At 62.0% G+C, this 13877-nt stretch carries 10 protein-coding genes, 2 tRNA genes and 1 pseudogene; 4 read left to right on the forward strand and 9 right to left on the reverse strand.

Annotation, left to right across the window (positions count from 1 at the left end; genetic code table 11):
* Nucleotides 1–28: 28 nt before the first annotated feature.
* Both G3N58_RS19345 and pgi read left to right on the forward strand, forming a co-directional pair.
* Nucleotides 29–214 (forward strand): annotated as a pseudogene (locus tag G3N58_RS19345) (glucose-6-phosphate isomerase); the annotation flags it as partial.
* Nucleotides 215–336: 122 nt separating this feature from the next.
* Nucleotides 337–1959 (forward strand): glucose-6-phosphate isomerase, encoded by a 1623-nt coding sequence (gene pgi, locus G3N58_RS19350; protein WP_205999954.1) that lies wholly within the window; start codon nucleotides 337–339, stop codon nucleotides 1957–1959.
* 200 nt (nucleotides 1960–2159) lie between these two features.
* On the opposite strand, the gene G3N58_RS19355 is transcribed toward pgi, so the two are convergent.
* Entirely contained in the window at nucleotides 2160–2846 is a 687-nt protein-coding gene (locus G3N58_RS19355; RefSeq protein ID WP_167038264.1) for an ABC transporter ATP-binding protein, read from the reverse strand.
* Between G3N58_RS19355 and G3N58_RS19360 the strand changes: the two genes are divergently transcribed.
* A complete protein-coding gene (locus G3N58_RS19360) occupies nucleotides 2845–3549 on the forward strand; it encodes an arylesterase (protein WP_167282885.1) in 705 nt (234 codons plus the stop codon). The genes G3N58_RS19355 and G3N58_RS19360 overlap by 2 nt on opposite strands.
* A 117-nt stretch (nucleotides 3550–3666) precedes the next feature.
* Complete coding sequence (locus tag G3N58_RS19365) at nucleotides 3667–4008, forward strand: hypothetical protein (protein ID WP_167282886.1); 342 nt, start codon at nucleotides 3667–3669, stop codon at nucleotides 4006–4008.
* A 183-nt stretch (nucleotides 4009–4191) separates the two neighbouring features.
* On the opposite strand, the gene G3N58_RS19370 is transcribed toward G3N58_RS19365, so the two are convergent.
* The 8 genes from G3N58_RS19370 to tig form a co-directional block, all read right to left on the reverse strand.
* Nucleotides 4192–6126 carry a SurA N-terminal domain-containing protein gene (locus tag G3N58_RS19370; protein WP_205999955.1) on the reverse strand — a complete coding sequence of 645 codons (1935 nt, stop codon included), beginning with the start codon at nucleotides 6124–6126 and terminating at the stop codon, nucleotides 4192–4194.
* Nucleotides 6127–6212: 86 nt separating this feature from the next.
* Nucleotides 6213–6289: transfer RNA gene (locus G3N58_RS19375), tRNA-Asp, on the reverse strand.
* A gap of 57 nt (nucleotides 6290–6346) precedes the next feature.
* Nucleotides 6347–6422: transfer RNA gene (locus G3N58_RS19380), tRNA-Val, on the reverse strand.
* A 114-nt stretch (nucleotides 6423–6536) separates the two neighbouring features.
* Nucleotides 6537–6809, reverse strand: a complete 273-nt coding sequence (locus G3N58_RS19385) for an HU family DNA-binding protein (protein ID WP_167038272.1) — start codon at nucleotides 6807–6809, stop codon at nucleotides 6537–6539.
* A gap of 372 nt (nucleotides 6810–7181) precedes the next feature.
* Nucleotides 7182–9602 (reverse strand): endopeptidase La, encoded by a 2421-nt coding sequence (lon, locus tag G3N58_RS19390; RefSeq protein ID WP_167038274.1) that lies wholly within the window; start codon nucleotides 9600–9602, stop codon nucleotides 7182–7184.
* A 200-nt stretch (nucleotides 9603–9802) separates the two neighbouring features.
* On the reverse strand, nucleotides 9803–11074 hold the full coding sequence (gene clpX, locus G3N58_RS19395) for an ATP-dependent Clp protease ATP-binding subunit ClpX (protein WP_085481416.1): 1272 nt from the start codon (nucleotides 11072–11074) through the stop codon (nucleotides 9803–9805).
* Nucleotides 11075–11271: 197 nt separating this feature from the next.
* Nucleotides 11272–11925, reverse strand: coding sequence for an ATP-dependent Clp endopeptidase proteolytic subunit ClpP (gene clpP / locus G3N58_RS19400; RefSeq protein WP_167038277.1), 654 nt, complete (start codon nucleotides 11923–11925; stop codon nucleotides 11272–11274).
* 191 nt (nucleotides 11926–12116) lie between these two features.
* Nucleotides 12117–13463: a trigger factor gene (gene tig, locus G3N58_RS19405; protein ID WP_167038279.1), complete on the reverse strand. Its 1347-nt coding sequence runs from the start codon at nucleotides 13461–13463 to the stop codon at nucleotides 12117–12119.
* Nucleotides 13464–13877 lie beyond the last annotated feature (414 nt).

Here is a 13877-nt window from a genome sequence, read left to right on the forward strand (position 1 = left end):
CCTCGTGCCCCTTGGTTAGACGGACGCTATGACCCAGAACTCGCTCCCCTCCTGGTCCTCGCTGCAGACGCATTACGAGAAGATTCGCGATGCGCATCTGCGCGACTGGTTCGCCCCCGAGAACGATTCCGCCCCCACTCTCGCCGAGCGCCTCACGTTCGGCGGCGGCGGTCTCGCGGCCGATTTCTCGAAACACCCCACTACCGACAAATCCGACGTGTGCTCTTCCGATCCGAACCCGGCCGCGCGGCATCGCTCTGACTGCATCGTCGCATCACTCTCGGCCGCGCTTCAGGCGCGCGCCTTTTCCTCGTGCCCCTTGGTTAGACGGACGCTATGACCCAGAACTCGCTCCCCTCCTGGTCCTCGCTGCAGACGCATTACGAGAAGATTCGCGATGCGCATCTGCGCGACTGGTTCGCCCCCGAGAACGATCCCGCCCCCACTCGCGCCGAGCGCCTCACGTTCGGCGGCGGCGGTCTCGCGGCCGATTTCTCGAAACACCGCATCACCGACGAAACCCTGAAGCTGCTCGTGCAGCTCGCGCGCGAAGCCGGCGTTGAAAAGCGCCGCGACGCGATGTTCGCGGGCGAGGTGGTGAACCCCACCGAAGGCCGCGCCGCGCTGCACACCGCCTTGCGCGCCACCGATCCGAACGCGCCGTTCTTCGCCGAGGTACAGGCCGAGCGCGCCAAAATGGCCGCGTTCGCCGAACAGGTGCGCAACGGCCAGTGGACCGGCTCTACCGGCAAGCGGATTCGCCACGTCGTGAACATCGGCATCGGCGGCTCGGACCTCGGACCGAAGATGGTCGTGCACGCGCTGCATCATCTCGCGACGCCCGAGATCGACACGCACTTCGTGTCGAACGTCGACGGCGCCGACCTCTACAACGTGATGCAGCAGATCGATCCCGAAGAAACGCTCGCGATCATCGTCTCCAAGACCTTCACGACGCTCGAAACGATGACCAACGCGCGCTCGCTGCGCGACTGGTTCGTCGAGAAAGGCTGCCCGGAAAGCGCGCTTGCGAAGCACTTCGTCGGCGTGTCGGCCAATACGGCGGAAGTGGTCAGGTTCGGCATCGCGAAAGAGAACGTGTTCTCGATGTGGGACTGGGTCGGCGGCCGCTATTCGCTATGGTCGGCCGTGGGTCTGTCGATCATGATCGCGGTCGGCCCGCGGCAGTTCGACGAACTGCTCGCCGGCGCCAACGAGATGGACCAGCATTTCCGCAGCGCACCGCTCGAAAAGAACCTGCCGGTGCTGCTCGGCATGATCGGCATCTGGTATCGCAACTTCTTCGGCTCGCAAAGCTACCTCGTTGCGCCGTATTCGGAAGCGCTGCATTTCCTGCCCTCGTATCTGCAGCAGCTCGAAATGGAAAGCAACGGCAAGTCCGCGCGGCTCGACGGCGCGATGGTCGACTATCCGACCTCGGCCGTCACGTGGGGCGAGCCGGGCACGAACGGTCAGCACGCGTTCTTCCAGATGCTGCACCAGGGCCCGACGATCGTGCCGATCGATTTCATCGCGGTGTTGACGCCCGAGCATCCGCTTGCGAGCCATCATCCGAAACTGCTCGCGAACTGCTTCGCGCAGAGCGAAGCGCTGATGCTCGGCCGTACGCTCGACGAAGCGAAGAAGGTGGCCGGCCCGGACAAGCCCGAACTCGCGCCGCACCTCACGTTCCCCGGCAACCGTCCGACCGCGACGCTGCTCGTCGATGCGCTCACCGCGCGCACGCTCGGCGCGTTGATCGCGCTCTACGAGCATAAGGTGCTCGTGCAGGCCTCGGTGTGGAACATCAATCCGTTCGATCAGTGGGGCGTCGAGCTGGGCAAGATTCTCGGCAAGGTCGTCGAGGCCGATCTGGGCGCGGCGAGCGCCGACGTGAAGCAGCATGATTCGTCGACGTCGGAGTTGATCGCACGGGCGCGCGCGGCGTTGAAGCGCTGAAGCATCGGGCGTGGATGGCGTGGGGTTCGGTGCGGGTTCGAGTGCGAGTGCGAGTGCGAGTGCGAGTGCGAACATCATGCGCTCGGGCCACGCGCCGCGAAGCGGATACACGTCCTGAAGCGGAATAACAAAGCGGGCTGCTATAGCCCGCTTTGTTTTTGCATCGACCGCCTTCGGGTCCGGTTACGCCGATGCGCGGCTCACGCCAGCCGCCCCGCTTCGATCGTCACCGTCGTGTCGCAACGGCGCGCGAGTTCGATATCGTGCGTGACGAGCACGAGCGTCGCGCCGTTCGCGCGATTCATCTCGAACATCAGATCGATCACCGCGTGGCCGGTGGCGGCGTCGAGGCTGCCGGTCGGTTCGTCGGCGAACAGGATGGCCGGATGCGTGACGAACGCGCGCGCGAGCGCGACGCGCTGCTGCTCGCCGCCCGACAGGAGCTTCGGATAATGACCGGTACGCTGCCCGAGCCCTACCTGTTCGAGCAGATGACGCGCACGCGCCGCGGCCTCGCGCGTGCCGATGCCGCCTTGCAGTTCGAGCGGCAACGTGACGTTTTCGAGCGCGGTCAGATGCGGCATCAACTGGAATGACTGGAACACGAAACCGACCGAGCCGCTGCGCAGCGCGGCGCGCTCGTCCTCGCTCAATTCGGTGAGTTCGCGGCCAAGCAGCCGAACCGAGCCCGAACTCGCGCTGTCCAATCCCGCGAGCAAGCCGAGCAGCGTAGACTTGCCCGAGCCGGATGCACCGACGATCGCCACGCTGCTGCCGGCGTCGATGGCAAGATCGATGTCGTCGAGAATCGTCAGTTCGCCCGTCGCATCCTTAACCCTCTTGCACAAACCCCGCACTTCAATGACTGGATCAGTTCTGTTTGGCATGGTGAAGCGTAGGTTGAAAGTGCGCGCCATCGCCCCTCGCGCCGCGGCGCTGACTGCGGCATTCGGCGCGACCCTGATGGCTGCCGCCGTGTTTTCGATGTCCTCGCCGGCGCATGCGGCCAATGCGCCGGAACCCGCGAAGCCCGTGATCGTCGTGCTCGGCGACAGCATCTCCGCCGAATACGGCCTGCCTCGCGACACGGGCTGGGTTGCGTTGATGCGCCAGCGGCTCGCCGAAAAGCGCATCGATTATAGCGTTGCCAATGCAAGCATCAGCGGCGACACCACGAGCGGTGGACGGGCGCGCATGCCCGAGCTGATGCTGCGTCTGAAGCCGAGCATCGTGATCGTCGAGCTCGGCGCCAACGACGCCTTGCGCGGCGTGCCGCTCTCCACGACCGCGGACAACCTGCGCACGATCATCGAACAGGCGCAGCAGGGTCACGCGAAGGTCGTGCTGATCGGCATGTACGTCCCACCCAATTACGGCCCCGACTACACGCAGAAGTTCCATGGTCTGTACGGCCAGCTGTCGAAGGAGTTTAACGTGCCGCTCGTGCCGTTTTTGCTCGCCGGCATCGCGGACAAACCGGAGATGTTCCAGGCCGACCAGATTCATCCGGCGGTGCAGGCACAGCCCCTGCTACTCAACAACGTGTGGCCCGCTGTCAAGCCACTCCTTCGCACAAGTTCGCCGCACTGAAAACTGCCAACGACTTGTTTCCGGAACTTGGGGAACACGGATCGCCGGAGTCGTCCCGATACTCCCGCAATCCCGTGCGACCCGGCTCGCTTCCCGAGCGACTCCTGAGGAGATAACGTGAAATATCTACCGTTAATCGCTTTGACCGTTGCCCTTTCGGCCTGTGCCGCCCAACCGCCGGCCGGCGTTCAATCCGTCGGCCAAAGCCAGCAGCCGCCCGGCGCCGTCGCCAGCTGCATCGCGCAGAAATGGGCGGACGCTTCGCAACAACAGGTGGTCTCGCAGAACACCCTCGCCAACGACCAGGCCGTGGACGTCTACGTGCCGGGCCAGCAGCCGCCTAACGGCGCGGCCGCGGTGGTGCGTCCGTCGTACAGCGGCAAGGGCACGTGGGTCGGTTTCCGCTCCAATGGCGCGGCCGGCAGCGAGGCCACCGGCGCGATCAGCGGATGTTTGTGAGGTGAGGCTGTGAGGTGACGCTATGAAGCGGGGATGAGGCCGCGCGTTGCGTGACTCACCGTGCATGCTTCCCGCGCTATCGGCCAATGAAAAAGCCCCGCGATTGCGGGGCTTTTTTGTAGGTGCAAAACGCTGCGGGGCGCTTTGCTGTGCTTCGTTTTGCTCTGCCCTGGCGAGCGCCGCTTACTGGTCGCCCGTCTGCGCGCTGCTGTCGAGCGAGCCGTAGTACTTCACCTTCGAGCGCTCGCGCAGCGCCTTCACGAAGGCTTCCGACTGCGACTGCGCGTCGATCTGCGCGATCTGCTGCTGCGCCGCGGCAAGACGCTGCGGATCGGCCGGCGCGGCGGCCACGACCTGGTTGACGCGATAGATCGCATAGCCATCGTCGCCGAGATCGACACCGACGTAGGCCGGCAATTTCTGCGCATCCGCCTTGTAGATTGCACTCAGTGCGGCGGGCGGCACGCCCTGCGAGTCGTTGCGCGACACCTTCAGCGGCGAGGAGAAACCCGCCGTCGTCTTCGACTTCTCGAACTCGGCCAGCTTCGCGGCGCCATCCTTGTGCGCGGCCTCGTTCGACTGGACCGCGATCACCTTCTGGCGCACCGCATCCTTGACGACATCGAATGCCGGCACCGCGGCGGGCTTGTAGTCGGTGACGTGCGCGGCGATCAGCGTGTTGCCGCCGACGTCGATCGCCTGTGTGTTGTTGTGTGCGGACACCGAATCGCTCGCGAACACGGCTGCGAGGAACTTCGCGTTGTTCAGCGGGCTGTCGGGCGGCAGCTTCGGGTCCGGCTGCGGCGTGACCGTCGCGGTCTGTACCTGCAGCTTGTACTTGTCGGCGGCCGGCTGCAGGCTCTTCGCCTTTTCGTAGACGAGCGACGTGAAGCCTTCCGAGTTGTCGGTGAACACCTTGGCCGCCAGTTGCGTCTTCAGCTCGCCGGCGATCTGGTCCTTCACTTCGTCGAACGGCTTCGTGACCGCCGGCTTCACGTCCGTCACCTTGACGATGTGGAAACCGAAATCGGTCTGCACGATGCCGCTGATCTCGTCTTTCTTCAGCGCGAACACCGCATCGTCGAACGCCTGGCCACCCGCGATCATGCCGCGGCCGAAGTAGCCGAGATCGCCGCCCTTCGCTGCCGAGCCCGGGTCCTGCGAGTTCTGTTGGGCGATCTGCGCGAACTGGTCGGGATGCGCCTTGACTTGTGCGAGCAACTCTTCGGCCTTCTGCTTCGCCTTGGCCTTGTCGGCCGCGCTCGCGTCTTTCGGCGCCGCGATCAGGATATGGCTCGCACGCACTTCGCCTTCGGTGCGGAAGTGCGCGATGTTGTCGTCGTAGTATTTCTTCAGGTCCGCGTCGCTCGGTTGTGCCGATGCGCTGAGCGCGGCCGGCGACATCACGATGTACTGGATCGTCGCGGTGGCCGGCGTCGCGAAATCGTTACGATGCGCGTCGTAATACGCCTGCAGTTGCGCGTCGGTCGGCTGGATCTGCGCGGCATAGTCACGCGGATGGAACGCGATGCCCTGCACTTCACGCTGCTGCTCGGCCAGCTCGGTCAGATGCTGCGCGAGCGTCTTCGAGGTGAACGAGCTTGCCTGAATGCTCGCGGGCAGCTGCTGCATCGACAGGCTGTAGCGCACGCGCTCGTCGTACTGGTCGGGCGTCATGCCCTGCATCGCGAGCAGTTGCTTGTAGCGGTCGAGGTCGATCGAGCCGTCGGGATTCTTCAGCGACGAAATCACCGGGTCGGCCAGCAACGCGCGGCGCACGGCTTCATCCGATGCGGTCAGGTGCAGGCGCTGCGTTTCGTCGGCTAGCACGCGCTGCTCGATCATGCCGTCGAGCATCTCGCGACGGCGCTCCGGCGTATCGAACGCCTTCATGTCGAACTGCGCGCCGAGCATCTGACGCGCGCGGTCGAGCTGCTGACGCATCGCGTCGTCGTACTCCACGCGAGTGATCTTGTGACCGTTGACGCTTGCGACGTTCGTGCTCTCGTCAAAGAAGCCGCGGAAACCCTGAATACCCACAAAACCCAGCCCCGGCAGAATGACGAGGACGAGCATGAACATCATCAGGCGTTGGTGGTTGCGGAAGAAATCGAGCATGCGTGAGGGGGGCCAAAAACAGAACGCCCGATCTTACAACAGCGGGCAATAAAAAAGGCGAACCGGAGTTCGCCTTTCGTGGATACTGGCGGAGTGGACGGGACTCGAACCCGCGACCCCCGGCGTGACAGGCCGGTATTCTAACCGACTGAACTACCACTCCTTATACTGCGCTTTTGCTGCATTCGCTGCCTGAAATACGGCTGCCGAATCATGAAACTGGTGGGTGCTGAGAGGCTCGAACTCCCGACCTACGCCTTGTAAGGGCGCCGCTCTACCAACTGAGCTAAGCACCCGTTTCGTGATTCAGTGCTTCATTCCTTGCTGCCGATGTTTATGCCGATTTACGCGCCCGATCCGCGATCCGATCAAGCAACCTATTTCAGGCGATTCCTCAAGCAGCAAGCCGGTTAGTTTAGCGCATCCTTCAGCGCTTTGCCAGGCCTAAATTTGGGAACTTTCGCGGCCTTGATGTTGATCTCGGCGCCAGTGCGCGGATTCCGACCGGTGCGCGCAATACGCCTGCCGACTGCGAACGTGCCAAAACCGACCAGCGTCACCGAATCGCCCTTCTTCAACGTACCTTTGACGCCGGTAATCACGGCATCGAGTGCACGGCCTGCCGCAGCTTTCGAAATATCGGCCTGCTGCGCAATGTGATCGATCAATTCCGTCTTGTTCATTCCTGTCCCCCGAGAATGTGTATGGAATCGTGATGGCGCTTTCCAGCGCCTGCTTCACGCGACCGGCGGCAATGCCGGGCCGGCTCATTAGAATTAGCCGAAACCCTCGTGTCAAGCGGGGTTGAGCCGGATGAGCGCTGTTTGGGAAGGGCTTTTCGATCAGCCGATATTGCGACGGCTGGCTCGATGGCGTGCGTGTTTGCGATGAATCGCTGTTCGCGCTTTCAGCGTCTCTTTGAGGTGAGCGTGCAAGACACTCACGGGACTTTATGAACTTCACGCAGGCAATAAAAAACCCGCGGCCGTAACCGCGGGTTTTTTGCTTCAGCCGAGCACTTCGCAACCGAATGCTTTAGCGCGTTCTCGCGAGCGTCAGTGCTTCACGACTTCCGTTGCGGAATCCTTGCCTGGCTCGGCCGCGACAGGCGCTGCCGGCTTCGGCTCTTCTTCTGGCAACGGTTGCGGCACACGTTCGAGCGCCAGTTCGAGCACCTTGTCGATCCAGCGGACCGGCACGATTTCGATCGCGTTCTTCACGTTGTCCGGAATCTCGGTCAAGTCCTTGACGTTCTCCTCCGGAATCAGCACGAGCTTGATGCCGCCGCGATGCGCCGCGAGCAGCTTCTCCTTCAGGCCGCCGATCGGCAGCACTTCGCCACGCAACGTGATTTCACCCGTCATCGCGACATCGGCACGCACCGGAATACCGGTCAGCACCGACACCAGCGCGGTCGTCATCGCGATACCGGCCGAAGGACCATCTTTCGGCGTCGCGCCTTCCGGCACGTGGATGTGAATGTCCTGCTTCTCGAACGCTTCGTCCTTGATGCCAAGACGACGCGAACGCGAACGCACAACCGAGCGCGCCGCTTCGACGGATTCCTTCATCACGTCGCCGAGCGAACCCGTGCGGATCACATTGCCCTTGCCCGGCATCACTGCGGCTTCGATGGTCAGCAGATCGCCGCCCACTTCCGTCCACGCGAGACCCGTGACCTGGCCCACCTGATTTTCCTTCGCGGCCAGACCGAAGTCGTACTTGCGCACGCCGAGGAAGGTGTCGAGGTTACTGCCGTCGACCTTCACCGCGCCTTCGGCCTTCTTCAGCAGAAGCATCTTCACGACCTTGCGACAGATCTTCGACACCTCACGCTCGAGCGAACGCACGCCCGCTTCACGCGTGTAGTAGCGAATGATGTCGCGGATCGCGGTTTCCGTCACTTCTATCTCGCCATCCTTGAGACCGTTGTTCTTCTTCTGCTTCGGCAACAGGTAACGCTGCGCGATGCTGACCTTCTCGTCTTCCGTATAACCCGACAGACGGATCACTTCCATCCGGTCGAGCAGCGGCGGAGGAATGTTCAGCGAGTTCGACGTCGCCACGAACATCACGTCCGACAGATCGAAGTCGACCTCGACGTAGTGATCGGCGAACGTGTGGTTCTGTTCCGGATCGAGCACTTCGAGCAGCGCCGACGACGGATCGCCGCGGAAATCCTGGCCCATCTTGTCGACTTCGTCGAGCAGGAAGAGCGGATTGCGCACGCCGACCTTGGTCAGGCTCTGCAGGATCTTGCCCGGCATCGAGCCGATGTACGTACGACGATGGCCACGAATCTCGGCTTCGTCACGCACGCCGCCCAACGCCATGCGCACGAACTTGCGGTTCGTCGCGCGCGCGATCGACTGGCCGAGCGAAGTCTTGCCCACGCCCGGGGGCCCGACGAGGCACAGGATCGGCGCCTTGACCTTGTCGACACGTTGCTGGACCGCGAGATATTCGAGAATGCGTTCCTTCACCTTCTCGAGACCGAAGTGGTCTTCGTCGAGCACGCGTTCTGCATTCGAGAGGTCGTTGTTGACCTTGCTCTTCTTGCGCCACGGCAAGCCGATCAGCGTGTCGATATAGTTGCGCACGACGGTCGCTTCCGCCGACATCGGCGACATCAGCTTGAGCTTCTTCAGCTCGGCGTCGGCCTTCTTCTTCGCTTCCTTCGGCATGCGCGCGGCCGTGATGCGTTTCTCGAGTTCTTCGAGGTCCGCACCTTCCTCGCCTTCGCCGAGTTCCTTCTGGATCGCCTTGACCTGTTCGTTCAGGTAGTACTCGCGCTGGCTCTTCTCCATCTGACGCTTCACGCGCCCGCGGATGCGCTTTTCGACCTGCAGGATGTCGATCTCGGCTTCGAGTTGCGCGAGCAGATGCTCGAGCCGCTCGATCACCGGGAACATCTCGAGGATGTGCTGCTTCTGGTCGAGCTTGAGCGGCAGGTGCGCCGCGATCGTGTCGGCAAGACGCCCGGCCTCGTCGATGCCCGACAGCGAGGTCAGGATCTCCGGCGGGATCTTCTTGTTCAGCTTCACATACTGGTCGAACTGCGACACGATCGCGCGGCGCAGCGCTTCGGTTTCAGCGCTGTCGGCGTGGTCGGGTTCGAGCGGCATGACTTCGCACGAGAATTGCGTTTCCTGCTCTTCGATGGAAAGCGTCTTCGCGCGCTGCAAGCCTTCGACGAGCACCTTCACGGTGCCGTCGGGCAGCTTCAACATCTGCAGGATGTTGGCAACACACCCTACTTCGTACATGTCCTTTTCGGTCGGCTCGTCTTTCGCAGCCGTTTTCTGGGCGACGAGCATGATGTGCTTGCCGCCTTCCATCGCTGCTTCGAGAGCCTTGATCGACTTCGGGCGGCCTACGAAGAGCGGAATCACCATGTGCGGGAAAACGACTACGTCGCGCAGCGGGAGCAGCGGCAGCGTAATGCGTTCCGGCGGGAGGAGTTGGGTTCCTGACATTTCATTTCCCCATGAGTGGAATCAGTTCGTTCGATAGGTGAGGCCAGCAGAAAATATTGCAAGCCTTCGCGTGTGGGAAAAGTTCAGAGACTCCGAAGATTCAATGACTCCATAGTGAAAACAATCAGCCTGACCACACGATAAACGAAAAAGCCGTTCACGTCGCCATGAACGGCCTTTTTGCAGAACTCTAAAGCCGATCAGTTCGAACCCGCGACCTTCGGCGCGTCTTCGTAAATCAGCAGCGGTTTGCCGTCGCCATCGATGACGTTGTCGTCGATGATGACCTTGCTGACGCCTTTCATTTGCGGCAGGTCGTACATCACGTCGAGCAACGCCTGTTCCAGAATGGAGCGCAGACCCCGCGCGCCCGTCTTGCGGCGGATCGCCTTGCGCGCCACGGCCTGCAGCGCGGCGGGCCGGATCTCGAGTTCGACACGCTCCATGTTGAAGAGCTTGTGATACTGCTTGACCAGCGCGTTCTTCGGTTCGACGAGAATTTTCATCAGCGCCGCTTCGTCGAGCTTGCCGAGCGTGGCAACCACCGGCAGACGGCCGATCAGCTCGGGAATCAGACCGAACTTGATCAGGTCTTCCGGTTCCACTTCGCGCAGCACTTCGCCGGCGTCGCGGTCCTGCTTGCTCTTCACGCTGGCGCCGAAGCCGATGCCGGTCTTCTCGGTGCGATCGACAATGACCTTCTCGAGGCCGTCGAACGCGCCGCCGCAGATGAACAGAATGTTCGTCGTGTCGACCTGGATGAAGTCCTGGTTCGGATGCTTACGGCCACCTTGCGGCGGCACCGATGCCATCGTGCCTTCGACCAGCTTCAGCAGAGCCTGCTGCACGCCCTCGCCCGACACGTCGCGCGTGATGGACGGGTTGTCGGACTTGCGGCTGATCTTGTCGATTTCGTCGATGTAGACAATGCCGCGCTGCGCCTTGTCCACTTCGTAATTGCAGTTTTGCAGCAGCTTCTGAATGATGTTCTCGACGTCTTCGCCGACGTAGCCGGCCTCCGTCAGCGTGGTTGCGTCGGCAATCACGAACGGGACGTTCAGAAGGCGTGCCAGCGTCTGCGCGAGCAGCGTCTTGCCGGAGCCGGTCGGGCCAATCAGCAAGATGTTGCTCTTCGAGAGTTCGATCTCGTCTTTCTTGTCGAGATGCTTGAGACGCTTGTAGTGGTTGTAGACCGCGACGGCGAGAATCTTCTTCGCGCGCTCCTGGCCGATCACGTATTGATCGAGAATTTCGCGAATTTCCTGCGGAGTCGGCAGGTCGGACTTCGACAAGCCCGCCTCGATTCCCGCACCCGCCGCTTCGTCGCGAATGATCTCGTTGCACAGGTCGATACATTCATCGCAGATGAACACCGACGGGCCAGCAATCAGTTTCTTTACCTCATGCTGGCTCTTGCCGCAAAACGAGCAATACAACAGCTTTTCGCTGTTAGAACCTTTCTTGTCCGCCATAGATGTGTGAGCCTCCGGACACCGGATTACATGATACGCCGTTTGCCCCCGCCTCGCAGTTCGGGCAAGACAGGGCTAGTGAGCAAGATAACGGCGTTTGCCGCAGACGCCCGGACGGATGTTGACCATTTCACAACCGAGCCGATGACGTTTTTGCCCCAATTCTGGACAAAACAGCGGAGCAAAACCGTACCAGATCAAGGACGCTTGTGCGCGACCTGATCGACGAGACCGTAGGCTTGCGCATCATCGCCGGACATGAAATTGTCGCGATCCGTGTCGCGCGCGATGCGCTCCACGGGTTGACCCGTATGGTGCGCGAGCAGATGATTCAGCCGATCCTTCAAATACAGAATCTCGCGTGCCTGGATTTCGATGTCCGACGCCTGGCCGCGCGCGCCGCCGAGCGGCTGGTGAATCATCACGCGCGAATTCGGCAGCGCAAAGCGCTTACCCTTCGCGCCGGCTGCCAGCAGGAACGCGCCCATGCTCGCCGCGAGCCCCATGCACAGCGTCGACACGTCGGGCTTGATGAATTGCATCGTATCGTAGATCGCCATACCCGCCGACACGGAGCCGCCGGGGCTGTTGATGTAGAACGAGATGTCCTTGTCCGGATTCTCGCTTTCGAGAAACAGCATCTGCGCGACGACGAGATTGGCCGTCTGGTCGTTCACTTCGCCCACGAGGAACACGATGCGTTCCTTCAGCAGACGCGAATAGATATCGTACGAGCGCTCGCCCCGGCCGCTCGTTTCCACGACGATCGGCACCAGACCGAGTGCCTGCGCTTCGAGATCCCGGGACGACTGGGAGGTCAACGTGTCCAGCATTTGGGCGCGAAAGGTCATGCAATGGATCCTTGTCTGGAAATATTCTGGATGTAGATGCTAGACAGGTTGGTGCGACGAGCCCGTATTCAAGTGCACGATCGGTGCGTGCGCGCCGCGCGATCGCATGCGGCACTACGCATCTTCACAGCACAAAAAAACGGCGTGCGGGCCGTCGCTCCGACAGCCGGCACGCCGCGTTGCAGCGACGCTTAAGCTTGCGCCGTTGCGTTTGCCAGTTCTTCGAAGCTCACCACCTTGTCCGTTACCTTGGCCTTGCCGAGGACGAAATCGACGACGTTGGCTTCAACGACGTACGCTTCCATTTCAGCAAGACGTTGCTGGTTGGAATAATACCAGCGGACGACTTCCTTCGGGTCTTCGTAGCTTTTCGCGAATTCGTCGACTTCGGCGCGGATCTGCTCCGGCTTCGCCTGCAGTTCGTTAGCCTTCACGAGTTCGGCCAGCACGAGGCCCAGCTTGACGCGACGCTCTGCCTGCTCCTTGAACATCGCGGCCGGGATCGGCGCGTCCTTCGCGTTCGGCACGCCGCGCTGCTCCAGATCCTGGCGAGCCATCGCCACGAGGCGCTCCTGATCCTGTTCGATCAGCGCGTTCGGCACGTCGAGTTCCGAGATCTTCAGCAGCGCGTCCATCACCTGGTTCTTGACGATGGCTTGCGTGCGACGCTTCGCTTCGCGTTCGAGGTTGTCCTTGATTTCGGTGCGCATCTTGGTCAGATCGCCGTCTTCGATGCCGAGCGACTTCGCGAATTCAGCGTCGACTTCCGGCAGGTGCGCCCACTCGATCTTCTTCATCGTGACCGTGAATTGCGCCGTCTTGCCCGCCACGTCCTTGCCGTGGTAGTCGTCCGGGAACTTCAGGTCGAATTCCTTCGCCTCGCCGACCTTCAGGCCGAGCGCCGCCGTTTCGAACTCCGGCAGCATGCGGCCTTCGCCGAGCACGAATGCGAAGTCTTCGGCGCTGCCGCCCTGGAATGCTTCGCCGTCGAGCTTGCCGACGAAGTCGACCGTCACGCGGTCGCCGTCTTTAGCCGCCGTGTCCGCGCCGCCGTCGCCGTGCTCGCCGGCTTCGCCGCGAGCGTGGAAGTGCACGCGCTGCTTGCGCAGGATGTCCAGCGTGCGGTCGATTTCTTCTTCGCTGATCGTGGTCGTGGTGCGCTCGATTTCAGCCTCGGCGACGTCGCCCAGCTTCACTTCCGGATACACCTCGAAGGTCGCGTCGAACGCGTAGCTGCCTTCCACGGCCTCGGCCTTCGGCGCGAAGCTCGGCTGGCCCGCGACGCGCAGGTTCTCCGTGCGGCTGATGTCGAAGAATTCCTTGCCGACCTTGTCGCTCAGCACTTCGGCTTCCACCTGACCCGAATACTGTTGCGTCACCATTTTGAGCGGCACCTTGCCCGGGCGGAAACCCGGCATGCGCACGTTCTTCGCGAGTTGACGGATACGCGAATCCACTTCCTTCTGCACGGCATCCTTCGGCAGGGAAATCGTCACGCGGCGTTCGAGCTTGCCGAGGTTTTCAACAACGTTTGCCATGGCTTCAATCGTCCTAAAATTATTCGAGCGAATCAGTTATATCTTCTCCGTGCCGCTGCTCGATGTCGCTTCGCGCCGATTGCGCCGCGATTGCATCGATCTCGCGCCTGCGCCGCGGGCTGCAGGCCGCCAGCAGCACGGTTGAGTCCAAAGAGCCGAATATTTTAGCAAACTATTTGCGCGCTTAGCCGGGATTCGATGATTGCATCGATTTTTCCCCGCATTCAGGCCGCTTTGCGGGCCATTTCGCGGTGTTTTTCGCCTGCATGGCGCCGTTTTTCGAATGCCCTCCTGATGTCGCCGAGCAAGCCCCTCGTACTCGTGCGCGAGCGCTTGACGAACTTGCGTTCGAGCGCATGTGGCCGCCGTGTCTTTCCGGCCGATTCCGCCTATGCCGTTCGACATATTCAGCCG

Source organism: Paraburkholderia sp. Ac-20342 (assembly GCF_017104985.1).
In the GTDB taxonomy this organism is placed as follows: domain Bacteria; phylum Pseudomonadota; class Gammaproteobacteria; order Burkholderiales; family Burkholderiaceae; genus Paraburkholderia.

Coding starts and splice junctions, on each gene's coding strand:
- pgi (WP_205999954.1), top strand. CDS start 337: ATGACCCAGAACTCGCTCCCCTCCTGGTCCTCGCTGCAGACGCATTAC.
- G3N58_RS19360 (WP_167282885.1), top strand. CDS start 2,845: ATGGTGAAGCGTAGGTTGAAAGTGCGCGCCATCGCCCCTCGCGCCGCG.
- G3N58_RS19355 (WP_167038264.1), bottom strand. CDS start 2,846: ATGCCAAACAGAACTGATCCAGTCATTGAAGTGCGGGGTTTGTGCAAG.
- G3N58_RS19370 (WP_205999955.1), bottom strand. CDS start 6,126: ATGCTCGATTTCTTCCGCAACCACCAACGCCTGATGATGTTCATGCTC.
- G3N58_RS19385 (WP_167038272.1), bottom strand. CDS start 6,809: ATGAACAAGACGGAATTGATCGATCACATTGCGCAGCAGGCCGATATT.
- lon (WP_167038274.1), bottom strand. CDS start 9,602: ATGTCAGGAACCCAACTCCTCCCGCCGGAACGCATTACGCTGCCGCTG.
- clpX (WP_085481416.1), bottom strand. CDS start 11,074: ATGGCGGACAAGAAAGGTTCTAACAGCGAAAAGCTGTTGTATTGCTCG.
- clpP (WP_167038277.1), bottom strand. CDS start 11,925: ATGACCTTTCGCGCCCAAATGCTGGACACGTTGACCTCCCAGTCGTCC.
- tig (WP_167038279.1), bottom strand. CDS start 13,463: ATGGCAAACGTTGTTGAAAACCTCGGCAAGCTCGAACGCCGCGTGACG.